This window comes from Acidovorax cavernicola, assembly GCF_003581445.1.
The window spans coordinates 42,399-66,014 of the sequence record NZ_QXMN01000030.1 but is presented as its reverse complement, the minus strand read 5'-3'; the positions used below and the strand labels follow the sequence as shown (position 1 = coordinate 66,014).

The window sequence follows — 23,616 nt, the reverse complement described above, 5'->3', positions numbered from 1 at the left end:
ATCAGCTCTTTCTGGGCAGGAGGGAAAGGAATTCGCGACGCAGGCTCGGGTCCTTCAGGAACACGCCGCGCATCACGGAATTGATCATCTTGCTGTCCATTTCCTTCACGCCGCGCCAGGCCATGCAGAAATGCTCGGCTTCCATGACGAGCGCGAGGCCGTCGGGCTGTGTCTTTTCCTGGATCAGGTCGGCCAGCTGCACCACGGCCTCTTCCTGGATCTGCGGGCGGCCCATGACCCATTCGGCCAGGCGCGCGTACTTCGACAGGCCGATCACGTTGGTGTGCTCGTTCGGCATCACGCCGATCCAGAGCTTGCCGATGATCGGGCAGAAGTGGTGCGAACAGGCGCTGCGCACGGTGATCGGGCCGACGATCATCAGCTCGTTCAGGTGCTCGGCGTTGGGGAACTCGGTGAGCGATGGCGGCGCCACGTAGCGGCCACGGAACACCTCGTTGAGGTACATCTTGGCGACGCGGCGGGCGGTGTTGTCGGTGTTGTGGTCGTTGTCGACGTCGATGACGAGGCTCTCGAGCACCGCCTTCATCTTGACCTCGACCTCGTCGAGCAGCGACTCCAGTTCGCCCGGTTCGATGAACTCGGCGATGTTGTCGTTGGCGTTGAAACGCTTGCGCGCTGCATTCAGTCGCTCACGGATCTTGACGGAGACGGGGGTGCCCTCGTCATCGTCTTTTCGATCGGGAAGCGGTTCGACGTCGGTTTTCCTCAGCATGGCGGGGATCGTACCAGTGAATGGCTCCAGAGGATTCGGGCTGCAACGCCCGCCCCTTCTCGGAGCAATGCTATCAATTAGGTAGCGAAAAATCGGCTACCAGCGGGAGGTGGTCGGACATTCGAGCCCAGATCGGGCCACGCGGCACCGAGCAGGCCAGCGGCTCCAGCCGGCGACCGTAGACGAAATCGAGCTGCGTGACTGGCAGGCGCGACGGGTAGGTGAGCGTGCGCGGGCCGCGCAGGTCGCTGGCGTCGCGCAGCCCCATGGCGTTCATGGCGTAGCGCATGCGCGCGCCCCAGTCATTGAAATCGCCGGCCACCACCACGGCTTCGTCGGCCGGCACCTCGCGGTCGATGAATTCGCGCAGCCGCGCGATCTGGCGCACCCGGCTGCCCTTGATGAGGCCCAGATGCACCACGATGGCGTGCACCGGCCGCCCCTCCACCTCGATCACGGCATGCAGCAGGCCGCGCTGTTCGAAGCGATGGTCGGAGATGTCCTGGTGACCCGTGCGCAGCACCGGCCAGCGCGTGAGCAGCGCGTTGCCGTGCTCGCCGTGGCGCGTGACGGCATTGGTCTCGTAGACGGCCGTGTAGCCCTCGGGCGCAAGAAAGTCGGCCTGCGGCAACTCGGGCCAACGCGGAAAGCGCGCGGCCGCCTGGCGGTTCATCTTGCGCACTTCCTGCAGGCAGACGATGTCGGCGTCGAGCTGCTCGATGGCATGGCCCAGGTTGTGGATTTCAAGCCGACGCGTCGGCCCGATCCCCTGCACACCCTTGTGGATGTTGTAGGTCGCGACCCGGAGGTTCTGAATTGCTGCTGCGGTGGCGGCTGCCGGCTGGTTCATCTCGCAAATTCTGGCAGCAACAGAATGGCTTCGGCGTTCGACGGGGAAAAGCAGGCGTCCGCCGCTTCGCGATACGGCAGCCAGCGCCAGTCGGTGTGCTCACGCGCATCGAGCACGGGCGTCAGGCACTCGGGCACGCACAGGCCGAACAGGTGCTCGGTGTTGCGGGTGACGCCGGGTTCGTAGCGCGCGCGCCAGCCCGGGTAGATCTCGTAGACGTTGCGCAGCTGCCAATCGACCAGCTGAGAAGCCAGCGGCGTGCCCTCGCCGCACTGGATGCCGGTTTCCTCGGCCACCTCGCGCGCCGCTGTGAGCACGAGCGGCTCGTCGAGCGTGTCCTTGCTGCCGGTGACCGATTGCCAGAACTCGCTGGCATCGGCACGCCGGATCAGCAGCACATCAAGTGCCGGCGTGTGGATCACGACCAGCACCGACTCCGGGATCTTGAATGGCTTCACAGCAGTGCTCAGATACCGCTGATGACCGCATCGAGCGCAGCCACCAGGTCATTCGAAGCGAGGCGCACGTTGCCTTTCGCAGTGCCCAGGTCCTTCACCCGGAAAGGCGCAGTCATCTGAGGCAACGCAAAGAAAGTCTCGCCGTCCCATTGGACGGGCGGACACAGCCGGCGCGGCGCCTTGGCCGGCAGGTACTTCTGAGTGGTCAGCGGCATGACCAACCGCGTGGCCAACACGCCGAGCAGGTCGCTTTGCATGTCGACGCACCACGGGAACGCGGCGCGCTGGGCCTTGTCGGGATTGGCGTAGATGTCGAATTGCGCCACAGGTGCTTACCAGGGGCGAAAGTTTTCGCCGAAGACACCGTGCGTCTCGACCAGCTCGTTCTGCGCAGCAATCCAGTCCTTGTATTCCTCGTTGAACTCGCGCTTGCGTTGCGCCATCGACTTCTGCTTTTCAAGCGCTTCGAGCTCCGCAAAGCGCGCCGCAGAAACAAGAACGACCGCCACGCGGTCGTTCTTCATCACATGCACCGGTTCGCGCTCAGCCTGGCCGAGGTAGTAGCCGAATCGATTCTTGGCTTCGGTGGCGGTGATCTGCATGGTTGGCTCCGGGGAGTGATTAGCCATTTTAGCCAATCACCGCCTCCGCGCCAACCTGCCGGCCTCAGGCAGCGGCTTGAGGCGTGTTGCGCAGCTTGATGTGCAGTTCGCGCAGCTGCTTCTCGTCGACCGGGCTCGGCGCCTGCGTCAGCAGGTCTTGCGCGCGCTGGGTCTTGGGGAAGGCGATCACGTCGCGGATCGACTCGGCGCCGGTCATGAGCATGACGAGGCGGTCCAGGCCGATGGCGATGCCGCCGTGCGGCGGCGCGCCGTACTGCAACGCGTCCAGCAGGAAGCCGAACTTGAGCTGTGCGTCCTCGGCGCTGATCTTCAGTGCGCGGAACACCTTGCTCTGCACTTCCTCGCGGTGGATACGCACCGAACCGCCGCCCATCTCGATGCCGTTGAGCACCATGTCGTAGGCCTTGGCGATGCACTTCTCGGGCGCAGTGTCCATGAGGTCTTCATGGCCGTCCTTCGGTGCCGTGAACGGGTGGTGCACGGCGCTCCAGCGCTGGCCTTCCTCGTCGAACTCGAACATCGGGAAGTCGACCACCCACAGCGGCGCCCAGCGGTCGTCGAAGAGGCCCGTCTTCTTGCCGAAGGGGCTGTGGCCGATCTTGATGCGCAGCGCGCCGATGGCGTCGTTGACGATCTTTTCCTTGTCGGCGCCGAAGAACAGGATGTCGCCGTTGCGCGCACCCGTGCGGGCAACGATCTCGGCCAACGTGGCGTCGTCGAGGTTCTTGACGATCGGGCTTTGCAGGCCTTCGCGGCCAGCCGCTGCGTCGTTGACCTTGATGTAGGCCAGGCCCTTGGCGCCGTAGATCTTTACGAATTCCTGGTATGCGTCGATCTCGCCACGCGACAGGCCGCCCTCGGCACCACCGCCCGGCACGCGCAGCGCGACCACGCGGCCACCGGCCATCGTGGCGGCGTTCGAGAACACCTTGAACTCGACGCGCTTCATCAGCTCGGTGAGTTCGGTGAACTCGAGCTTCACGCGCAGGTCGGGCTTGTCGGAGCCGTACTTGAACATCGCGTCGGCGTAGCTCATGGTCGGGAACACCGGCAGATCGATGTCCGCGGCGTTGCGGAACACGTTGCGGATCATGCCTTCGAACATCTCGCGGATTTCCTCTTCGGCGAGGAACGAGGTCTCGATGTCGATCTGCGTGAATTCAGGCTGGCGGTCGGCACGCAGGTCTTCGTCGCGGAAGCACTTCACGATCTGGTAGTAGCGGTCGTAGCCGGCCACCATCAGCAGCTGCTTGAAGAGCTGGGGCGACTGCGGCAGCGCGAAGAAGCTGCCGTCGTGCACGCGGCTGGGCACGAGGTAGTCGCGCGCGCCTTCGGGCGTGGACTTGCCCAGCATCGGCGTCTCGATGTCGATGAAGCCGTTGGCGTCGAGGAACTTGCGCGTTTCCATCGTCACCTTGTAGCGCAGCATCATGTTGCGCTGCATGGCCGGACGGCGCAGGTCGAGCACGCGGTGCGTGAGGCGGGTGGTTTCCGACAGGTTGTCGTCGTCCAGCAGGAACGGGGGCGTGACCGAGGGGTTCAGCACCTTCAGGTCGTGGCACAGCACTTCGATCTTGCCGCTCTTGAGCTGGTCGTTCGCGGTGCCTTCGGGGCGCGCGCGCACGAGGCCGGTGATCTGCACGCAGAACTCGTTGCGCAGGCCTTCGGCGACGGCGAAGGTCGAGGCGCGATCGGGGTCGCACACCACCTGCACGTAGCCTTCGCGGTCACGCACGTCGATGAAGATCACGCCGCCGTGGTCGCGGCGACGGTTGACCCACCCGCACAGGGTGACGGTCTGGCCCAACAGGGCTTCGGTCACAAGACCGCAATAGTGAGTACGCATGGCCATAGGAAGGACTTCCGGCGCCGTCGTGGCGCGTTCGTTTTGTTTTACGGATTGGATGGCTTCACCGCCACCGTGGCGGGGCCGCCTGGAACGACCACCCCCATCGAGACGATGTACTTGAGCGCTTCGTCCACGCTCATCTTGAGTTCGATGCAGTCGCTGCGCTTGAGCATCACGAAGTAGCCGCCCGTGGGATTGGGCGTGGTCGGCACATAGACGCTGAGGAACTCGCCCTCGCCCAGGTGCTCGGCGACTTCATTGCCGGGCGCGCCGGTGACGAAGGCGATGGTCCACACGCCTTCGCGCGGCCACTGCACCAGCACCGCGGTGCGAAAGGCATTGCCGTTCTCGGAGAACAGCGTGTCCGACACCTGCTTGACGCTCGAATAGATCGAACGCACCACCGGGATGCGGCGCACCACGGCGTCGCCCCAGCCGAGCAGGCGCTTGCCGACGAAGTTGCTGGCCGTGGCGCCCACCACCAGCAGGATGGCCAGCGTGAGCAGCACGCCCAGGCCGCGCACCTTGTGGTCGCTGAGCCAGAGCTGCCACTGCTCGGGCAGCAACCACAGCGTCTGGTCGAGCGTGCCGATGATCCAGTTCAGCACGCCGAGCGTGATGACCAGCGGCACGATGACCAGCAAGCCGGAGAGCAGCCATTTGCGCAGGGCGGACATGGGAGAGGGTTCCGTCAGTCGCCGCTCTTGGCGGCAGCGGGTGCCGGCGCAGGCGCCGGGGCGGGGGCAGGTGCCGGGCTGGGCGCCGCGGAAGAAGGCGCCGCGGGCGCGGCAGCCGTCTCGGACTTCTTGCCGCCGCCGTCGCGGAAGTCGGTCACGTACCAGCCCGAGCCCTTGAGCTGGAAGCCGGCGGCCGTGACCTGCTTTTCAAATGCGCTCGCACCGCACTCCGGGCACACCGAGAGCGGCGTGTCCGACATCTTCTGCAGAACGTCCTTGGCAAAGCCGCAGGAACTGCACTTGTAGGCGTAAATGGGCATGGGAATCGGGGTGGAAATGCGCGGCGCAGCTGCCGCTCGCAAAGCCCTCGATTATAGAGGCGCCCTCGCCGGCAAGGGCCGAGAGGGCTCGGCCCTGCCCGCCGTCAGGCCGGCTCGGTCGCCAGCATGCGGTGCGGCGTGTGAGTGTTCGCTATCCATTGCGGCATCAGCGAGCCGATGACCATGCCCGCGAACGAGGACAGCACGCCCGCCAGCTGGGCCGGGAAGGCCGTGCCCCAAGGCATCGCCATGAACAGCAGCCAGACCCCGATGCCCCCGGCGATCGAGGCGATGGCGCCCTGGGTGGTGGCACGGCGCCAGTACAGGCCGCACACCAGCGGCACGAAGGCGCCCACCAACGGCACCTGGTAGGCGCCCGACACCAGCTCGTAGATCGGCGTGCCCTGCATGCGGATCGCGTAGGCCAGCACGGCGGCGCTGAACAGCAGCACCGTGATGCGCATGGTCATCAGGTTCTCGCGGTCGGTGCCGGCGGGGCGGAACTGGCGCCAGATGTTCTCGGTGAAGGTGACGCTGGGCGCCAGCAAGGTGGCCGACGCGGTCGACTTGATGGCCGACAGCAGCGCGCCGAAGAACAGCACCTGCATCACGAAGGGCATCTTCTGCAGCACCAGCGTGGGCAGCACCTTCTGCGGATCCTCCTTCAGCAGCACGGCCACCTCCTCCGGCATGATCAGCAGCGCGCTGGCCACCAGGAACATCGGCACGAAGGCGAACAGGATGTACGCCACACCGCCGATCACCGGGCCGCGGGTCGCGGCCTTGACGCTGTTGGCTGACATCACGCGCTGGAACACGTCCTGCTGCGGAATGGAGCCCAGCATCATCGTGATGGCCGCGGCGAAGAAGAACACCATGTCGTGCCAGTTGGGCTCGGGCCAGAACTTGAAGAGGTCCTTGCTGACCGCGAAGGCCACCACCTTGTCGGCGCCGCCGGCCATGTCGCCCGCGAACATCGCGATGACCGCCAGGCCCACGACCAGGATGATCATCTGGATGAAATCGGTCACGGCCACCGACCACATGCCGCCGAACAGCGTGTAGGCCAGGATCGAGACCACGCCGATCACCATGCCCACCGGAATACTGATCGCGCCGGCCGACAGCACGTTGAACACCAGCCCCAGCGCCGTGACCTGCGCCGAGACCCAGCCCAGGTAGCTCAGCATGATGATCAGCGAGCAGGCCACTTCCACGCTGCGGCCATAGCGCTCGCGGTAGTAGTCGCTGATGGTCAGCAGCGTCATGCGGTAGAGCTTGCCCGCGAAGAACAGGCCCACCAGGATCAGGCAGGTGCCTGCGCCGAACGGGTCTTCGACCACGCCGCTCAGGCCGCCTTCGATGAACTTGGCCGGGATGCCGAGCACCGTCTCGGAACCGAACCAGGTCGCGAAGGTGGTCGTGATGATCATGAACAGCGGCAGGTGCCGCCCCGCGATCGCGAAGTCGGTGGTGTTCTTCACCCGTTTGGCCGCATACAGGCCGATGGCGATGGTGACCAGCAGATAGACGATGACCAGCGTCAACAACACGGTGAAACTCCTTCAGCCTCTAGATCTAGAACAAGCGCACGCGCAGCAGCAGTTGCATGGCGAGCAAACCCAGAACGAACCCGATGCCGCCGTAAAGAATCGCCTGCAGCAGCCGGTTGGTGCGCTTCTGCGCGGCCAGCAGCTCCTGCAGTTCACGGCGGTGATCGGGCGGCCGATTTTCCAGGAAATCGTGCAGCAGACGCGGCAATTGCGGCAGCAATTTCGCGTAGCGCGGCGCCTCGGCCCGCAGCTGCTGGAACAGCTTCTTCGGCCCGATCTGGTCGACCATCCACTTCTCGAGGAAAGGCTTGGCCGTGGCCCAGAGATCGAGTTCAGGGTCGATGCTGCGGCCCAGGCCTTCGATGTTCAGCAGGGTCTTCTGCAGCAGCACCAGCTGCGGCTGGATCTCGACATGGAAGCGACGCGAGGTCTGGAACAGGCGCATCAGCACCATGCCCAGCGAGATCTCCTTCAGCGGCCGGTCGAAGTACGGCTCGCACACGGTGCGGATCGCAGCCTCGAGCTCGTCGATGCGCGTGCCCTGCGGCACCCAGCCGCTTTCGAGATGCAGCTCGGCCACGCGCTTGTAGTCGCGCCGGAAGAAGGCCGCGAAGTTCTGCGCGAGGTACTCCTTATCGGACTCGGTGAGCGTGCCGATGATGCCGAAGTCCAGCGAGATGTAGCGCCCGAAAGTCTCGGGTGCCAGGCTCACCTGGATGTTGCCCGGGTGCATGTCGGCATGAAAGAAGCCGTCGCGGAACACCTGCGTGAAGAAGATCGTCACGCCGTCGCGCGCGAGCTTGGGAATGTCGACGCCGGCCGCGCGCAACTTGTCGATCTGGGCAATGGGCACGCCGTTCATGCGCTCCATCACGATCACCTCGGGGTGGCAGAAGTCCCAGAACATCTCGGGAATCAGCACCAGGTCGAGCGAGGCCATGTTGCGGCGCAGCTGCGCAGCGTTGGCCGCCTCGCGCACGAGGTCGAGCTCGTCGTGCAGGTACTTGTCGAACTCGCCCACCACCTCGCGCGGCTTCAGGCGCTTGCCGTCGGGCGAGAGCTTCTCGATCCAGCCGGCCATCATGGCCATCAAGGCCAGGTCCTTCTCGATCACGCCGCGCATGCTCGGGCGCAGCACCTTCACCGCCACGTCGCGGATCTCGCCCTGGTTGGTGCGGATGGTCGCGAAGTGCACCTGCGCGATCGACGCACTGGCAATGGGTGTCTCGTCGAACTGCACGAACACGTCGCTCACCGGACGGCGGAAGGCGCGCTCGATGGTCGCGACCGCCACCGACGAGGGGAACGGCGGCACACGGTCCTGCAGGAAGGCCAGTTCGTCGGCGATGTCGGGCGGCAGCAGGTCGCGGCGCGTGGACAGCACCTGGCCGAACTTCACGAAGATGGGGCCCAGCCGCTCCAGCGCCTCACGCAGGCGCTGGCCGCGCGGTGCGTCGAGATTGCGTCCGATCGAAACGATGCGCGCCACCACGCGCAGCCAGGGCTTCTGGAAGCTCGAGAGCACGAGCTCGTCCAGACCGTAGCGCAGTGCGATCCAGACGATGAACAGACCGCGATAGAAGCGCCTCATTCGGCGTGGCCCGCCGCACCGCCGGCGCGGGCCGTGCGGTCGCCGACGAACTGGCGCAGCGCGCCCACGACGCGTCGCACGCCGTTGCCCAGCGTGTGCGCGGGCACGTCGCCGATCACGCGGGCCAGGTCGTCTTCGACGTCCCAGCGCACGTGATCGACCAGCCAGTTGACCTCGGCCGCGAGTTGCACGTCGCCGACGATCTGCACGGAGGGCTTGTCGCCGCGCAGCGTGGCGCGAGCGATGTCGAAGGGGGAGTCGTCGGTCACGGTGAGCGTGAGCTCAGGCGTGGAGCCTTCGGGCGCCAGGTCGAGCAGGCCGGCCGGCGTGGCCACCAGCTCCATCGTCACGAAGCGCCACTGGAAACGCACCACCCGCCCCTGCTGGCGCAGCAGCCGCTGCTGCGCTTCGGGCTCCTGCTGCAGCACATGGTTCAGGAACAGGACCACACGGTGCTGGATCTCGTGGATGGCCCAGGCCGGCGGTTGCAGGCGTTCGCCGATACGGTTGAACAGGTCGCCGAGCAAAGAAAAAGGGGACGATGGTGTAGCCATGGTCCCCATTATCCCAGTCATGAAGCCCCCCGGCTTTGCACTTCGCTGCGCTGCGTGTCATTCGCCACCCCCCGAGGGTGAGGCGCGGTCCGCCTTGGGGCGGCCCGGCGGCAACCGCCTCGCGCGGCGAGTTTGTTGTCCTTATTGCAGGGCTTGCACGCCTGCGACGAGCCAGCCAGCGCTGCCGGTCTTGGTCATGTTCCAGACTTCGCGGAACGGGGCCGGGCCCGCCGAGGCGTCTTCGCGGATCATGCCGGAGAACTCCACGCTCGCCATGTAGGCATCGGGCAGCTCCTCGATGCCCAGCAGCTTGGCGTCGAGCATCACGACCTCGGTCTTGTTGAGCGCACCACCGGTGTGGCTGGCGCGGTCGGCCAACTGCGTGCGAATCTCTTCAACCATGCCGTCGGTCATCATGGAACGCAGCGTCGACACGTCGGCGCGGTCCCATGCATCCTGCAGGGTCACGAAGTTGCGCTTGGCAGCGGTGAGGAAGCCGTCGGTGTCGAAGCCCGCGGGGATGCCCCAGGACTGCGAACCGGCCAGTGCCGAGCCGATCATGCTGCCGCCGGCTGCGGCACCCGCGGCCGAGAGGCTGCTGCCGTGACGCTCCGAGTCCGCGGGCGTGGCATCGAACGCGGTGGCGTTGCGTTCCCATGGCCGTGCCGAAGCGTCGTTGCCGACGTTGGCCGGGCTGTACTGTGCCGGTGCGCGTGCATCGGCGGGGCTGCCAGCGCCCTGGAAGGCGAAGCCGCCCTGGCGGTTGGCGTTGCCCGACGACGCAGCCGAGCGCGCCTTGAAGATTCGCCACACCGCAATCGCAGCGAAGGCCAGCAGCGCGATCAGCAGGATGTTGGCGAAGCCCGCACCCAGGCCCAGCGAGTTCGCGAGCCATGCCAGGCCCAGGCCGGCGGCGAGACCGCCGAGCATGGCGCCCCATGGACGCTTCGGTGCAGCCGCTGCGGGCGTTGCAGGCTTGGGTGCCGCATTGGTCGCGTTCTGTTGCGCAGGGGCCGCGGGCGGCGTGGCCTGGCGCTGCGTCACGTTGGACGACTGGCGACCGACGGACTTGCCGCCGCCCATGCGTGCGGCTTCTGCCTGAACGCTTCCGAGCACCAGTGCAGCCGCCAAAAACAAAGTACCCAAACTCTTCATGCCGTCTCCTCTTGAGCGAAAAATCGCGTCGTCATCGTGATCAACACTTGATTCCAACATGGAGGGCTGCAATTCCCCCCGTCATGTTGTGATAGTCCACATGTCCGAAACCGCCCTCTTTCATGAGGGTCTTGAGCTCCTCTTGCGAGGGGTGCATCCGGATCGATTCGGCCAGGTAGCGGTAGCTCGCGTCGTCGCCCGCCACGAGCTTGCCCAGGCGCGGCAGCACGTTGAACGAATACCAGTCGTAGGCCTTCGTGAGTGGCTTCGCGACCTTCGAGAACTCGAGCACCAGCAGCTTGCCGCGGGGCTTGAGCACGCGGTTCATCTCCTTGAGCGCGACGTCCTTGTGCGTCATGTTGCGCAGGCCGAAGGCCACGGTGACCACGTCGAAGTGGTCATCGGGAAAGGGGAGCTTCTCGGCATCGCAGACCGTGGTCGGCAGCACCACGCCGGCGTCGAGCAGACGGTTGCGGCCGGTGCGCAGCATGGCTTCGTTGATGTCGGTGTGGACCACCTGGCCCGTGGCGCCGACCTTCTTCGAGAAGGCCAGCGCGAGGTCGCCGGTGCCGCCTGCGATGTCGAGCACGCGCGAGCCTTCGCCCACGTTCGCGACCATCACGGTGTAGGCCTTCCAGGCCCGGTGCAGGCCGGCCGACATCAGGTCGTTCATGATGTCGTAGCGCGAGGCCACCGAGTCGAAGACGCCGCGAACGCGTTGCGCCTTCTCGCTTTCGTCGACTTTCTCGAAGCCGAAGTGGGTTGTACTCATGCGGTCGATGTTAGGCCGGAAGGCATTCCTTCAAGGCGACGACCCCGCGGCCACGGCGGACATTTGTTGCTTTTTCCTCCAACGGAGGGCCGCCGCAACGCGCGTCTTTGCTGTGTGTAAGGCTATCTTTTCAATAGCAACAGGGCATGTCCGCCCTCACCACCGGTCTCAGTGGCTGCTGCAGGCGTGGCCGCCCTTGTCGACCATCGGCGCATCGCGGTCCACGCCGGCCTCGGCCAGGCGCCGCTCGTAGTCGGTCCACAGTTCGGCCTGGCGCGCACCGAGGTCGTACAGCAGGCTCCACGTGTAGATCCCGGTGTTGTGGCCGTCGCTGAAGACGGGCTGCACGGCGTAGTTGCCGACCGGCTCCAGCCCGACCAGCTCGACCTCGCGCTTGCCGGTCTGCAGCACCTCCTGTCCCGGACCATGGCCTTGCACTTCCGCCGAGGGCGAATAGATGCGCATCAGTTCGAAGGGAATGCGGAAGGTGGCGCCGTCCGAGAAGCCGACTTCGAGCACGCGCGACTGGCCGTGCACGGTGATCGATTGGGGCGTCGGCGCGCCGGCTTGCAAACCTGCCATGGGGAGTCCGTTCGGAAGAAGTGAAAGAGAGAAAAGGTGCGGGAGTCGCGCAGTATGCCGCGCGCTCCACGGTGGTGTGCCGGCCGCCTGCGCTTAGCATCGTCGCATGCCGTCACGCACACGCCTCCACCCGCTCCTGTCTCGCTCGAACCGGGCCGCCCTCGTCCTCTGCGCCGCGCTCACGGGCGCGGCCCTCGCCCCGCCCGCCCATGCCTTCTGGGGCCTGATCGGCAAGGCGGCAGGCAAGGCTGCGACGGCCGGAAAGGCGGCTGGCGTGGCGGGCAAAGGGGCAGCGGTCGGCGCCGGTGCAGTGGCGGCCGAAGGCGCGACGGGCGTGGCTGCCAAGGGTGCGATGGCGCTGGGCGACGACGCGGCGCATGCCGCCCAGGTCGGCTCGAAGGGCTTCGGCGGCGCCCACGAACTGAGCGCGGTGAATGCCGCGCTGCCGCCCGAGGTGGCGGCCTACCTCGCCAAGCCGGCGAAGGAACTCACGCCCAAGGACACGTCGTTCATGATGGACAGCTACCGGCAGATGGTCGAGCGCGCCGGCAAGAGCGGCGACTTCACGGCCGTCGAGCGCATGCCGAGCTCTGCGAACACCGCGCGCACGCTGCCTGCGGAGCCCGTCAAGGCCGCGGCACCGCAGCCGACGGCTGCCACGGCACCTGCCGCCGCCTCGTCCGGCACCTCGGGTGCCTTGCCTTTCCATGCCGTGCGCCTGCTGGCCCACGCCGCGCACGCTGGCAACAAGAGCGCACAGGCTGAGCTTGATCGCGTGTGCAGGGACGGCAGCGTGGCCTCGAAGCGTTTCTCGAAGGAAACACGCGCCACACCGGAATTCAAGCAGGCCTGCGCGGACCGCAAGGCCGCCGCCACGACGCGCACCGCCGCAGCCAGCTAGGAAACGACAGGCTCAGGCCAGCGTCGCCAGCCGACGGACCATGTCGGTCTCCGCCTGCGGCAGCAGGGCCTGCACGGCGGCCAACCGCTCTGCCGGTGCGACGCGCTGCCCCCCCGCCCAGACCGAACCGGGGAAATGGCTGTCCCAGTCGAAACGCGCAATCACGTGCCAGTGCAGGTGCGCCACCATGTTGCCGAGCGCGGCGATGTTGAGCTTGGTGGGCGCCAGCGCGTCGCGCAGGCTTTGCTCCACGCGCACCACGGCTTCCATGCACAGCACGCGATCGGCCGCGTCGAGGTCGGAAAACTCCGCCGCATGGTCGCGCCACACCACGCGATAGAAAGCCGGAAAGCCTTCTTCCTGCGCGTGGATGACGCGCAGCTTGGCGCCTTCGAACACGATGCGCCCGCCGGGTGCATCGCACAGGGGGCAACCGGCCACTGCCGTCATACCAGCACTCGTTCGATGCCACCCTGATTGGCCGCGGCCACGTAGTTCGGCATCCAGTCCTCGCCGAGCAGCTTGTTGGCCATCTCGACCACGATGTAGTCGGCTTCGAGCAGACCGTTGTTCAGGTCGTTGCCGTAGCGCGAGAGGCCTTGCAGGCAGCTCGGGCAGCTGGTGAGGATCTTCACGCTGTCGGTTGCGCCGATCGCGCCGCTGTCGCGCAGCGCCGCCTCGCCCTTCTTCAGCTCGCCCTCCTTGCGGAAACGGATCTGCGTCGAGATGTCGGGACGCGACACACCCAGTGTGCCCGACTCGCCGCAGCAGCGGTCGTTCTTGAGCACGTTGTCGCCGACCAGCGCCTTCACGGTCTTCATCGGGTCCTGCTGCTTCATCGGCGAGTGGCAGGGGTCGTGGTACAGGTAGCCACCGCCCGCCGCATCGGCCAGCGTGATGCCCTTTTCGAGCAGGTACTCGTGGATGTCGATGATCCGGCAGCCCGGGAAGATCTTGTCGAACTGGTAGCCCTGCAGCTGGTCGTAGCAGGTGCCGCAGCTCACCACCACCGTCTTGATGTCCAGGTAGTTGAGCGTATTGGCCACGCGGTGGAAGAGCACGCGATTGTCCGTGATCATCTTCTCGGCCTTGTCGAACTGGCCACTGCCACGCTGCGGGTAGCCGCAGCACAGGTAGCCCGGCGGCAGCACGGTCTGCACGCCCGCATGCCAGAGCATGGCCTGCGTGGCCAGGCCGACCTGCGAGAACAGGCGCTCCGAACCGCAGCCCGGGAAGTAGAAGACCGCCTCCGTTTCCGAGGTGGTCGCCTTCGGGTTGCGGATGATCGGCACGTAGTCCGCGTCCTCGATGTCGAGCAGCGCGCGCGCCGTCTTCTTCGGCAGGTTGCCCGGCATCTTCTTGTTGATGAAGTGGATCACCTGCTCCTTGATCGGCGCCGGTCCGAGCGAAGCCGGCGGGGCCGAGGTCTGCTTTTTCGCCAGGCCGCGCAGCAGGTCGTTGGCCATGCGCTGCGCCTTGAAGCCGATGCCCACCATGCCCGCGCGCACCGTCTTGATGGTCTGCGGATTGGTCGCGTTGAGGAAGAACATCGCGGCCGCGTTGCCGGGGCGGAAGCTCTTCTGGCCCATCTTGCGCAGCAGGTTGCGCATGTTCATCGACACGTCGCCGAAGTCGATCTTCACCGGGCACGGCGTGAGGCACTTGTGGCAGACCGTGCAATGGTCGGCCACGTCCTCGAACTCTTCCCAGTGCTTGATGCTGATGCCGCGCCGGGTCTGCTCCTCGTAGAGGAAGGCCTCCACCAGCAGCGAGGTCGCGAGGATCTTGTTGCGCGGGCTGTACAGCAGGTTGGCGCGCGGCACGTGCGTGGCGCACACCGGCTTGCACTTGCCGCAGCGCAGGCAGTCCTTCACGCTGTCGGCGATGGCGCCGATATCGCTCTGCTGCATGATCAGCGACTCGTGCCCCATGAGGCCGAAGCTCGGCGTGTAGGCGTTGGTCAGGTCGGCGTGCAGCGTTTCGGTCTGGCCCGCCGGGGCGCGCAGCAACTTGCCCTTGTTGAAGCGGCCTTCGGGGTCGACCTTGGCCTTGTATTCGGTGAACGGACGCAGCTCTTCGTCGCTCAGGAACTCGAGCTTGGTGATGCCGATGCCGTGCTCGCCCGAGATCACGCCGTCCAGGCTGCGTGCCAGTGCCATGATGCGCACCACCGCGGCATGCGCGGTCTGCAGCATTTCGTAGTTGTCGCTGTTGACGGGCAGGTTGGTGTGCACGTTGCCGTCGCCCGCGTGCATGTGCAGCGCGACCCACACGCGGCCCTTGAGCACCTGCTTGTGGATGGCGGCGCACTCGGCCAGGATCGGCCCGAACTCGGCGCCCGAAAAGATCTCCTGCAGCGGCTGGCGCAGCTGGGTCTTCCAGCTCGCGCGCAAGGTGTGGTCCTGCAACTGCGGGAACAGCGTGTCGACATTGCGCAGCCAGCCGGCCCACAGCGCGCGCACGTCGTGCACCAGCGCCACGGCCTGCGTCACGCGGTCTTCCAGCAGCTCGGCCGCGGGAATCTCGTGCGCGTCGTCGGTCTTGCCCAGCGGCAGGTTGCCGCGCGTCAGGAAGGCTTCGAGTGCGTCGGTGAGCGCGAGCTTGTTCTGCAGCGACAGCTCGATGTTGATGCGCTCGATGCCGTCGCTGTACTCGGCCATGCGCGGCAGCGGGATCACCACGTCTTCGTTGATCTTGAAGGCGTTGGTGTGCTTGCTGATGGCGGCCGTGCGCTTGCGGTCGAGCCAGAATTTCTTGCGTGCCTCGGGGCTGATGGCGATGAAGCCTTCACCGCTGCGCGAGTTGGCGATGCGTACCACTTCGGAGGTGACGCGGGCCACGGCATCGGCGTCGTCGCCGGCGATGTCGCCGAACAGCACCATCTTGGGCAGGCCGCCGTGCTTCTTCGACTTGGTGGCATAGCCCACCGCCTTGAGGTAGCGATCGTCCAGGTGTTCGAGGCCGGCCAGCAGCACGCCCGAGCGCTTCTGCTCGGCGAACATGAAGTCCTTGATCTCGACGATGCTGGGCACCGCATCCTTCGCGTTGCCGAAGAACTCCAGGCACACCGTGCGCGTGTGCGCCGGCATCTTGTGCACGACCCAGCGGCAGCTGGTGATGAGACCGTCGCAGCCCTCTTTCTGGATGCCCGGCAGGCCCGAGAGAAACTTGTCGGTCACGTCCTTGCCCAGGCCTTCCTTGCGGAAGGTCTTGCCGGGGATGTCGAGGCGCTCGGTGCGCAGCTTCGTCTTGCCGTCGGCGGCGTAGTACTGCAACTCGAACAGCGCGCTTTCCGCGTCGTGGATCTTGCCCAGGTTGTGGCCGATGCGCGTGACTTCGAGCCATTCGGCCTGCGGCGTGACCATACGCCACGAGGCGAGGTTGTCCAGCGCCGTGCCCCACAGCACGGCCTTCTTGCCACCGGCGTTCATGGCGACATTGCCGCCGACGCACGAGGCCTCGGCGGAGGTGGGATCGACGGCGAACACGAAGCCCGCGCGCTCGGCCGCATCGGCCACGCGCTGGGTGACCACGCCGGCCTCGGTCCAGATGGTGGGCACGGGGTGGTCGAGGCCGGGCATCGACACGTGCTCGACCTCGGTCATGGCCTCGAGCTTCTCGGTGTTGATGACCACGCTCTTCCAGGTCAGCGGGATCGCGCCGCCGGTGTAGCCGGTGCCGCCCCCGCGCGGGATGATGGTCAGGCCCAGCTCGATGCAGCCCTTCACCAGCAGCGCCATCTCGACCTCGGTGTCGGGGCACAGCACGACGAAGGGGTACTCCACGCGCCAGTCGGTGGCGTCGGTCACGTGCGACACGCGCGACAGGCCGTCGAACTTGATGTTGTCCTTGGCGGTGAGCCGGCCCAGCACGCGCGTGGCCTTGCGGCGCAGGGCGGTGACTTCGCGGAAGGTGTCGTCGAAGGCCGCAACGGCCTGGCTGACGAGGCCGGTGAGTTCGCCCACCAGCTGGTCGCGCGGCAGGTCGCTGTCGGGGGTGCGGCGCTTCTGCACCTCGCCCAGGCGATGGCGCAGGGCATCGACCAGCTGGCCGCGGCGGCGCGGGTTGTCGAGCAGGTCGTCGACGAGGTAGGGGTTGCGCTGCACCACCCAGATGTCGCCCAGCACCTCGTAGAGCATGCGCGCCGATCGGCCGGTGCGGCGCTCGGCGCGCAGGGTCTGGAGCAGGTCCCAGCCGCGTTCGCCCAGCAGGCGAATCACGATCTCGCGATCGGAGAAGCTGGTGTAGTTGTACGGGATCTCGCGCAGTCGTACAGGCTCTGCGGCCTGTGACAACAGCGTATTCAACGCGGTCGGAGCATTCATCGGGTGGGGCCCTTGGCCAGGCGCTGCGCGCCCATGTAGCCGGGGGGTCGATTTTAGGGCAGGGCGTGGGGGCTTTGCCCTGCCCTGCTGCTATACCCTGAAGAGGAAACCGCGAAGGCCCCGACCAGGGCTCAGAACAGCACCCGGCTGCGGATCGTCCCGCCCACCTTCGCCAGCTTTTCCAGCGCCAGGTCCGACGAGGCGGCGTCGATGTCCATCACAACGTAGCCGATCTTCTCGTTGGTCTGCAGGAACTGGGACGAGATGTTGATGTTGTTGTCCGAGAAGATCTTGTTGATCTCGGACAGCACGCCCGGCACGTTGCGGTGGATGTGCAGCAGGCGGTGCTTGCCCGGGTGCGCCGGCAGCGCCACCTCGGGGAAGTTGACCGACGAGGTCGAGGTGCCGTTGTCGCTGTACTTGACCAGCTTCTCGGCCACTTCGAGGCCGATGTTGGCCTGCGCTTCCATGGTCGAGCCGCCGATGTGCGGCGTGAGGATGACGTTGTCCAGCCCGCGCAGCGGCGACTGGAACTCGTCCTTGTTGCTGCGCGGCTCCACCGGGAACACGTCGATGGCGGCGCCCAGCAGCTTCCTGCTCTTCAGCGCCTCGGCCAGCGGCTCGATCTCGACCACGGTGCCGCGCGAGGCGTTCAGCAGGATGGCGCCCGGCTTCATGGCCGCGATCTCGGCGGCGCCGATCATCCACTGGGTGGCCTGCGTCTCGGGCACGTGCAGCGTCACGATGTCGCTCTGGCCCAGCAGCTGGTGCAGCTCGCGCACCTGGCGCGCGTTGCCCAGCGGCAGCTTGGTGACCACGTCGTAGAAAGCCACGTGCATGCCCAGCGCCTCGGCCAGCACCGACAGCTGCGCGCCGATCGAGCCGTAGCCCACGATGCCCAGCGTCTTGCCGCGGATTTCGAAGGCGTTGTCGGCCGACTTGAGCCAGCCGCCACGGTGCGCCACGGCGCTCTTCTCGGGCACGCCGCGCAGCAGCAGGATCGCTTCGGCCAGCACCAGCTCGGCCACCGAGCGGGTGTTGGAGTACGGGGCATTGAACACGGCCACGCCGTGCTCGCGGGCGGCGTCCAGGTCGACCTGGTTGGTGCCGATGCAGAAGCACCCGGCCGCCACCAGCTTGTGCGCGGCAGCGAACACCTCGGCCGTCAGCTGGGTGCGCGAGCGGATGCCCACGAAATGCACATCGGCGATCTTGGCCTTGAGTTCGGCGTCGGGCAAGGCACCCGGCAGCGACTCGATGTTGGTGTAGCCGGCGGCGCGCAGCACCTCCACGGCCGAGGGGTGGATGCCTTCGAGCAAAAGGAACTTGATCCTGCTTTTGTCGAGGGAGGTTTTGCTGCTCATGACGTACTCAAGGAAGCCCCGGCCATGGCGACAAGCTAGGCCAAAAAAGGGAGGGCGATGCTAGCATGGTGCAGCGCAGCATGAGGCCCGCAACCCGCGCCGGGCTTGACGCCAAAGGGGTTTCCCTGATTGGAAGAACCCCACGGTCCATGCCCCAATGTGACGCGGCTGTGTCACGCACATGCCCTAGCATTCGCGCTTTCCATTTTTTCCCTCAGGAGTCTTCATGCGATTCAAGACGCTCGCGTTGGCATCGGCGCTGGCCGCCACGCTGTTCAATGCAGCCCAGGCCCAGACCGAGATCCAGTGGTGGCATTCCATGACCGCCGTCAACAACGAGTGGGTCAACGACCTGGCCAAGCAGTTCAACGAGAGCCAGAAGGAATACAAGATCGTGCCGACCTTCAAGGGCACGTACGACGAATCCATGACGGCGTCCATCGCGGCCTTCCGCGCCGGCAACGCGCCGCACATCCTGCAGGTGTTCGAAGTGGGCACCGCCACCATGATGGCCAGCAAGGGCGCGATCATCCCGGTCGGCCAGGTCATGAAGGACGCGGGCGAGAAGTTCGACCCGGCCGCCTACATCCCCGCCGTGGCCGGTTACTACACCGCCCCCAACGGCCAGATGCTGAGCTTCCCGTTCAACAGCTCGACCACCATCTTCTATTTCAACAAGGACGCCTTCAAGGCCGCCGGCCTGCCCACCGACAAGGCTCCGGCCACGTGGCCCGAAGTGGTCGCCGCCGCCGCCAAGCTCAAGGCCAGCGGCCACAAGTGCCCGTTCACCACCGCCTGGCAGAACTGGACGCAGGTCGAGAGCTTCTCGGCCTGGCACAACGTGGAGTTCGCCAGCAAGGCCAACGGCCTGCAGGGCCTGGACGCGCGCCTGAAGGTGAACTCGCCGCTGCACCAGCGCCACATCGAGAACCTGGCCAGCATGGCCAAGCAGGGCCTGTTCATCTACAAGGGCCGCGGCAACGTGCCTGAAGCCTCGTTCGTCTCGGGCGAGTGCGCCATGATCAACACCTCGTCGGGCTTCTACGGCAACGTGGCCAAGAACGCCAAGTTCGCCTACGGCCTGGCACCCCTGCCCTACTACCCGGACGTGCCGGGCGCACCGCAGAACACCGTGATCGGCGGCGCGAGCCTGTGGGTCATGTCGGGCAAGAAGGCCGCCGAGTACAAGGGCGTGGCCAAGTTCTTCAGCTTCATCTCGACGCCTGAAGTCCAGTCCGCCAGCCACAAGCGCACCGGCTACCTGCCGGTGACCACCGCCTCGTACAAGCTCACCGAGGAATCGGGCTTCTACAAGCAGAACCCCGGCACCGACGTGGCCGTGACGCAAATGATCCGCAAGGTCACCGACAAGAGCCGCGGCATCCGCCTGGGCAACTACGTGCAGATCCGCGCCATCGAGGACGAAGAGCTCGAACAGGTCTGGGGCGGCAAGAAGACCGCCAAGGAAGCCCTGGACGCCATCGTGACCCGTGGCAACGAACAGCTGGAACGCTTCCAAAAAGCTAACAAAAGCTAACGATTGAAGTTCCGGGCTCCGTGTCCGGCTAATATCGCCCGCCCCCGCACGCCCTTCTTCCAGGGCGAGCCGGGCGGGATTTTTTATGTAGAGGCTTCATGGAAAAACGCGTTTTCTTTCGCTCGGGCTGGCTGCCCTGGCTGCTGCTGACACCGCAGATGGCGGTGATCCTCGTGTTTTTCTTCTGGCCGGCCGGCCAGGCGCTGTTGCAGTCGCTGCAGCAGCAGGACGCGTTCGGCACGTCGGTCGAGTTCGTCGGACTCGACAATTTCCGTCACCTTTTCGACGACCCGGCCTATGCCGAGTCGTTCAAGACCACGGCGCTGTTCTCGGTGCTGGTGGCCAGCATCGGCATCAGCCTGTCGCTGCTGCTGGCGGTGTTCGCCGACCGCATCGTGCGCGGCGGCATGTTCTACAAGACCATGCTGATCCTGCCGTACGCCGTGGCGCCGGCCGTGGCGGCCGTGCTGTGGGTCTTCATGTTCTCGCCCTCGCTGGGCGTGGTGGCCTACGCCCTGGGCAAGATCGGCATCAACTGGAACCACCTGCTCGACTCGGGCCACGCCATGACGCTGATCGTGATGGCCTCGGTGTGGAAGCAGATCTCGTACAACTTCCTGTTCTTCCTGGCGGGCCTGCAGTCCATTCCGAAGTCGCTGATCGAGGCTGCGGCCATTGACGGCGCGCGCCCGTGGCGCCGCTTCTGGACCGTGCAGTTCCCGCTGCTGTCGCCCACCACCTTCTTCCTGCTGGTGATCAACGTGGTCTACGCCTTCTTCGACACCTTCGCGATCGTCGATGCGGCCACGCAGGGCGGCCCGGGCAAGGACACCACCATCCTGGTCTACAAGGTCTATCACGACGGTTTCAAGGGCCTCGACCTCGGCGGCTCGGCCGCGCAGTCGGTGGTGCTGATGGTGATCGTGGTGGCGCTGACGGTCATCCAGTTCCGCTACGTCGAGAAGAAGGTGCAGTACTGATGAAGCAACAACAAGAATTCAAACTGGGCGGAGCGCAGCATGGTTGAAAAACGCGGCACGCAGGGCATCCTGGCCCACGTCATCATGATCCTGGGCGTGTTCATCGTCGCCTTCCCGCTCTACCTGGCGTTCGTGGCCTCCACGCACACGGCCCAGGAGATCGTGCAGGCGCCGATGCCGCTCACGCCCGGCTCGAACATCGTCGACAGCTACAAGGGCGCGCTCTTCGGGCGCGAAAGCAGCGCGGGCTCCAACGCCCCCGTGGCCCACATGATGTGGGTGAGCTTCGTGACGGCCATGGTGATCGCCATCGGCAAGATCGCCATCTCGCTGCTGTCGGCCTTCGCCATCGTGTACTTCCGCTTCCCGTTCAAGAAGATCTGCTTCTGGGCCATCTTCGTGACGCTGATGCTACCGGTGGAGGTGCGCATCCTGCCCACCTACAAGGTGCTGTCCGACCTGAGCATGCTGAACACCTACGCGGGCCTGACGGTGCCGCTGATTGCCTCGGCCACGGCGACCTTCCTGTTCCGCCAGTTCTTCCTCACGGTGCCCGACGAGCTCACCGAGGCCTCGCGCATGGACGGCGCGAGCCCCATGCGCTTCTTCTTCGATGTGCTGCTGCCGCTGTCGAAGACATCGATCGCTGCGCTGTTCGTGATCCAGTTCATCTACGGTTGGAACCAGTACCTGTGGCCGCTGCTCGCGACCACGAGCGAAGACATGTACCCCGTGGTGGTCGGCATCAAGCGGATGATTGCCGGCGGCGACGGACAGAACGAATGGAACGTCGTGATGGCCACCGCCATCCTGGCGATGCTGCCGCCCGCGCTGGTGGTGATCCTGATGCAAAAGTGGTTCGTCAAGGGCCTCGTGGACACTGAAAAATAACTATGGCTGCTCTCTCTCTTCGCAACGTCATCAAGCGCTACGGCCACGGGCCGAAAGCCAACCAGGTCATCCACGGCGTGAGCGCCGAGATCGCCGACCATGAATTCATCGTGATCGTCGGTCCCTCGGGCTGCGGCAAGTCGACGCTGCTGCGCATGGTGGCCGGCCTCGAGGAAATCTCGGCCGGCGAGATCTGCATCGGCGGCAAGGTCGTGAACCAGCTCGAACCCTCCGAGCGCGACATCGCCATGGTGTTCCAGAACTACGCGCTGTACCCGCACATGAGCGTGTTCGCGAACATGGCCTACGGCCTGAAGATCGCCAAGGTGCCCACGGCCGAGATCAAGGTGCGCGTCGACAAGGCGGCCAAGATCCTCGAGCTGGGCCATCTGCTCGAGCGCAAGCCGCGCGAACTCTCGGGCGGCCAGCGCCAGCGCGTGGCCATGGGCCGCGCCATCGTGCGCCAGCCGCAGGTGTTCCTGTTCGACGAACCGCTGTCGAACCTGGACGCCAAGCTGCGCGCGCAGACCCGCCTCGAAATCCAGAAGCTGCACCGCGAGCTGGGCATCACCTCGCTGTTCGTCACGCACGACCAGGTCGAGGCCATGACGCTGGCCCAGCGCATCATCGTGATGAACGGCGGCGTGATGGACCAGTTCGCCACGCCCGAAGAGGTGTACTCCAAGCCCGCCACCACCTTCGTGGCGAGCTTCATCGGCTCGCCGCCGATGAACCTGCTCAAGCACGCGCCGGGCGTGCGCCCGGGCCAGATCCTGGGCATCCGTCCCGAACACCTGACGCTCGACGAGAGCGGTTGGACGGTGCAGGTGGAGCAGGTCGAACTGCTGGGCGCCGAGCGCCTGGTGTACGGCCGCATCGGCGAAGAACAGATCATCATGCGCACCGACGAAGGCGATCACCCGCCGGTCGCCGGCGACACGGTGAAGATCGCCGCGCGCGAAGACAAGCTCCATTGGTTCGACGCCGGCTCCGGCAAAAGGGCGGACTAGTGCTCGCCCCCAGGCTTCGCGCACTTCGTGTCGCTTCTCCTACCCCCTACCGGGGGCGACACCAGCGGCCCGGCAAAGCCGGTTCCGCGGTGTCCCGCGAAGAAGCCGAAAGCCAATTCTGGAAATGTTCATGAAACCCTGGCCCTACCCCCGCTGGGTCGCACACCGCGGCGCCGGCAAGCTGGCGCCTGAAAACACGCTCGCGGCCTTCCGCTTCGGCGCGTCGCACGGCTACCGCATGTTCGAGTGCGATGCCAAGCTCAGCGCCGACGGCGTGGTCTTCCTGATGCACGACGCCACGCTGGACCGCACCACCAACGGCCGCGGCATCGGCGGCCAGCAGGCGTGGGGGGCGCTCTCGCAGCTCGACGCCGGCGGCTGGCATTCGCGCGCCTTCGCGGGTGAACCCTTGCCCACGCTGGAGAACCTGGCACGCTTCTGCCGAGCCAACGACCACCTGCTGAACATCGAGATCAAGCCCACGCCCGGCACCGAACGCGAGACCGGCGAGGTGGTGGCTCGGGAAGCCGCGCGCCTCTGGCAGGGCGCGGCCGTGCCGCCGCTGCTCACCTCGTTCCAGGTCGAATCGCTCAAGGGCGCGCAGGCCGTGCAGCCCGAGTTGCCGCGCGGCCTGCTGCTGGACACGCTCTGGAACGGCTGGCTCGACACCGCGCTCGCGCTCGGCTGCACCGCCATCGTCTGCAACCACGCGCTGTGGGACGCCGCCACCGTGGCGCAAGTGCATGGCGCGGGCCTGCGCTCGCTGAGCTACACGGTGAACGACGACTGGGCGGCGCAGCGGCTCATCGACCTGGGCACCGACGGCATCATCACTGACCGGGTGGACCTGTTCAGTCCCGCGGGCTGACGCTGCCCCGCAGCATTTCTTAC

At 66.1% G+C, this 23,616-nt stretch carries 23 protein-coding genes; 6 read left to right on the top strand and 17 right to left on the bottom strand.

The features are described 5' to 3' along the window. Position 1: 1 nt before the first annotated feature. The 14 genes from folE to D3H34_RS21505 all read right to left on the bottom strand — a co-directional run bounded on the left by folE (position 2) and on the right by D3H34_RS21505 (position 11,717). Positions 2 to 733: a GTP cyclohydrolase I gene (folE, locus tag D3H34_RS21570; RefSeq protein ID WP_119556291.1), complete on the bottom strand. Its 732-nt coding sequence runs from the start codon at positions 731 to 733 to the stop codon at positions 2 to 4. Positions 734 to 806: 73 nt separating this feature from the next. Beyond that, positions 807 to 1,583, bottom strand: coding sequence for an endonuclease/exonuclease/phosphatase family protein (locus D3H34_RS21565; protein WP_119556290.1), 777 nt, complete (start codon positions 1,581 to 1,583; stop codon positions 807 to 809). Then, on the bottom strand, positions 1,580 to 2,041 hold the full coding sequence (gene nudB, locus D3H34_RS21560; protein ID WP_434057704.1) for a dihydroneopterin triphosphate diphosphatase: 462 nt from the start codon (positions 2,039 to 2,041) through the stop codon (positions 1,580 to 1,582). The genes D3H34_RS21565 and nudB overlap by 4 nt, the downstream gene beginning before the upstream one ends. A gap of 8 nt (positions 2,042 to 2,049) precedes the next feature. Continuing rightward, entirely contained in the window at positions 2,050 to 2,367 is a 318-nt protein-coding gene (locus tag D3H34_RS21555; protein ID WP_119556288.1) for a CcdB family protein, read from the bottom strand. A 6-nt stretch (positions 2,368 to 2,373) separates the two neighbouring features. After that, on the bottom strand, positions 2,374 to 2,643 hold the full coding sequence (locus tag D3H34_RS21550; protein ID WP_013543160.1) for a type II toxin-antitoxin system prevent-host-death family antitoxin: 270 nt from the start codon (positions 2,641 to 2,643) through the stop codon (positions 2,374 to 2,376). 64 nt (positions 2,644 to 2,707) lie between these two features. Then, positions 2,708 to 4,516 carry an aspartate--tRNA ligase gene (aspS, locus tag D3H34_RS21545; protein WP_119556287.1) on the bottom strand — a complete coding sequence of 603 codons (1,809 nt, stop codon included), beginning with the start codon at positions 4,514 to 4,516 and terminating at the stop codon, positions 2,708 to 2,710. A gap of 41 nt (positions 4,517 to 4,557) precedes the next feature. After that, positions 4,558 to 5,190: a DUF502 domain-containing protein gene (locus tag D3H34_RS21540; RefSeq protein ID WP_119556286.1), complete on the bottom strand. Its 633-nt coding sequence runs from the start codon at positions 5,188 to 5,190 to the stop codon at positions 4,558 to 4,560. Between the two features lie 14 nt (positions 5,191 to 5,204). Continuing rightward, positions 5,205 to 5,510 (bottom strand): FmdB family zinc ribbon protein, encoded by a 306-nt coding sequence (locus tag D3H34_RS21535; RefSeq protein ID WP_119556285.1) that lies wholly within the window; start codon positions 5,508 to 5,510, stop codon positions 5,205 to 5,207. A gap of 104 nt (positions 5,511 to 5,614) precedes the next feature. Next, positions 5,615 to 7,063 carry a high affinity choline transporter 1 gene (locus D3H34_RS21530; protein WP_119556284.1) on the bottom strand — a complete coding sequence of 483 codons (1,449 nt, stop codon included), beginning with the start codon at positions 7,061 to 7,063 and terminating at the stop codon, positions 5,615 to 5,617. 25 nt (positions 7,064 to 7,088) lie between these two features. After that, positions 7,089 to 8,654: a ubiquinone biosynthesis regulatory protein kinase UbiB gene (gene ubiB / locus D3H34_RS21525; protein ID WP_119556283.1), complete on the bottom strand. Its 1,566-nt coding sequence runs from the start codon at positions 8,652 to 8,654 to the stop codon at positions 7,089 to 7,091. Further along, positions 8,651 to 9,208 (bottom strand): ubiquinone biosynthesis accessory factor UbiJ, encoded by a 558-nt coding sequence (locus D3H34_RS21520; protein WP_119556315.1) that lies wholly within the window; start codon positions 9,206 to 9,208, stop codon positions 8,651 to 8,653. Before D3H34_RS21520 ends, ubiB begins: the two co-directional genes overlap by 4 nt. A 141-nt stretch (positions 9,209 to 9,349) precedes the next feature. Then, positions 9,350 to 10,363, bottom strand: a complete 1,014-nt coding sequence (locus tag D3H34_RS21515) for a Tim44 domain-containing protein (RefSeq protein ID WP_119556282.1) — start codon at positions 10,361 to 10,363, stop codon at positions 9,350 to 9,352. Between the two features lie 40 nt (positions 10,364 to 10,403). After that, complete coding sequence (gene ubiE, locus D3H34_RS21510) at positions 10,404 to 11,135, bottom strand: bifunctional demethylmenaquinone methyltransferase/2-methoxy-6-polyprenyl-1,4-benzoquinol methylase UbiE (RefSeq protein WP_056578284.1); 732 nt, start codon at positions 11,133 to 11,135, stop codon at positions 10,404 to 10,406. A 168-nt stretch (positions 11,136 to 11,303) separates the two neighbouring features. Continuing rightward, entirely contained in the window at positions 11,304 to 11,717 is a 414-nt protein-coding gene (locus D3H34_RS21505; protein WP_119556281.1) for a gamma-butyrobetaine hydroxylase family protein, read from the bottom strand. Positions 11,718 to 11,823: 106 nt separating this feature from the next. On the opposite strand from D3H34_RS21505, the gene D3H34_RS21500 reads away from it, so the two are divergent. After that, complete coding sequence (locus D3H34_RS21500; RefSeq protein WP_119556280.1) at positions 11,824 to 12,618, top strand: hypothetical protein; 795 nt, start codon at positions 11,824 to 11,826, stop codon at positions 12,616 to 12,618. Positions 12,619 to 12,630: 12 nt separating this feature from the next. On the opposite strand, the gene D3H34_RS21495 is transcribed toward D3H34_RS21500, so the two are convergent. From D3H34_RS21495 to serA, 3 genes are all read right to left on the bottom strand, one after another. Then, positions 12,631 to 13,068, bottom strand: a complete 438-nt coding sequence (locus tag D3H34_RS21495; RefSeq protein WP_119556279.1) for an HIT family protein — start codon at positions 13,066 to 13,068, stop codon at positions 12,631 to 12,633. Then, positions 13,065 to 16,943 carry a DUF3683 domain-containing protein gene (locus tag D3H34_RS21490; protein WP_119556278.1) on the bottom strand — a complete coding sequence of 1,293 codons (3,879 nt, stop codon included), beginning with the start codon at positions 16,941 to 16,943 and terminating at the stop codon, positions 13,065 to 13,067. Before D3H34_RS21490 ends, D3H34_RS21495 begins: the two co-directional genes overlap by 4 nt. 131 nt (positions 16,944 to 17,074) lie before the next feature. Beyond that, the gene (gene serA / locus D3H34_RS21485; RefSeq protein ID WP_119556277.1) at positions 17,075 to 18,307 is read right to left on the bottom strand and encodes a phosphoglycerate dehydrogenase; all 1,233 of its coding nucleotides are present in this window, start codon (positions 18,305 to 18,307) and stop codon (positions 17,075 to 17,077) included. Positions 18,308 to 18,533: 226 nt separating this feature from the next. Here serA and ugpB point away from each other — a divergent pair, with 226 nt between their 5' ends. From ugpB to ugpQ, 5 genes are all read left to right on the top strand, one after another. Continuing rightward, positions 18,534 to 19,844 (top strand): sn-glycerol-3-phosphate ABC transporter substrate-binding protein UgpB, encoded by a 1,311-nt coding sequence (gene ugpB, locus D3H34_RS21480; protein ID WP_119556276.1) that lies wholly within the window; start codon positions 18,534 to 18,536, stop codon positions 19,842 to 19,844. 98 nt (positions 19,845 to 19,942) lie between these two features. Further along, entirely contained in the window at positions 19,943 to 20,824 is an 882-nt protein-coding gene (gene ugpA, locus D3H34_RS21475; RefSeq protein ID WP_119556275.1) for a sn-glycerol-3-phosphate ABC transporter permease UgpA, read from the top strand. Between the two features lie 39 nt (positions 20,825 to 20,863). Further along, positions 20,864 to 21,715, top strand: a complete 852-nt coding sequence (gene ugpE, locus D3H34_RS21470; RefSeq protein ID WP_119556274.1) for a sn-glycerol-3-phosphate ABC transporter permease UgpE — start codon at positions 20,864 to 20,866, stop codon at positions 21,713 to 21,715. A 2-nt stretch (positions 21,716 to 21,717) separates the two neighbouring features. Continuing rightward, entirely contained in the window at positions 21,718 to 22,725 is a 1,008-nt protein-coding gene (locus D3H34_RS21465; RefSeq protein ID WP_119556273.1) for a sn-glycerol-3-phosphate import ATP-binding protein UgpC, read from the top strand. A gap of 124 nt (positions 22,726 to 22,849) precedes the next feature. Next, positions 22,850 to 23,593, top strand: coding sequence for a glycerophosphodiester phosphodiesterase (gene ugpQ / locus D3H34_RS21460; RefSeq protein ID WP_205736789.1), 744 nt, complete (start codon positions 22,850 to 22,852; stop codon positions 23,591 to 23,593). Positions 23,594 to 23,616: the final 23 nt, after the last annotated feature.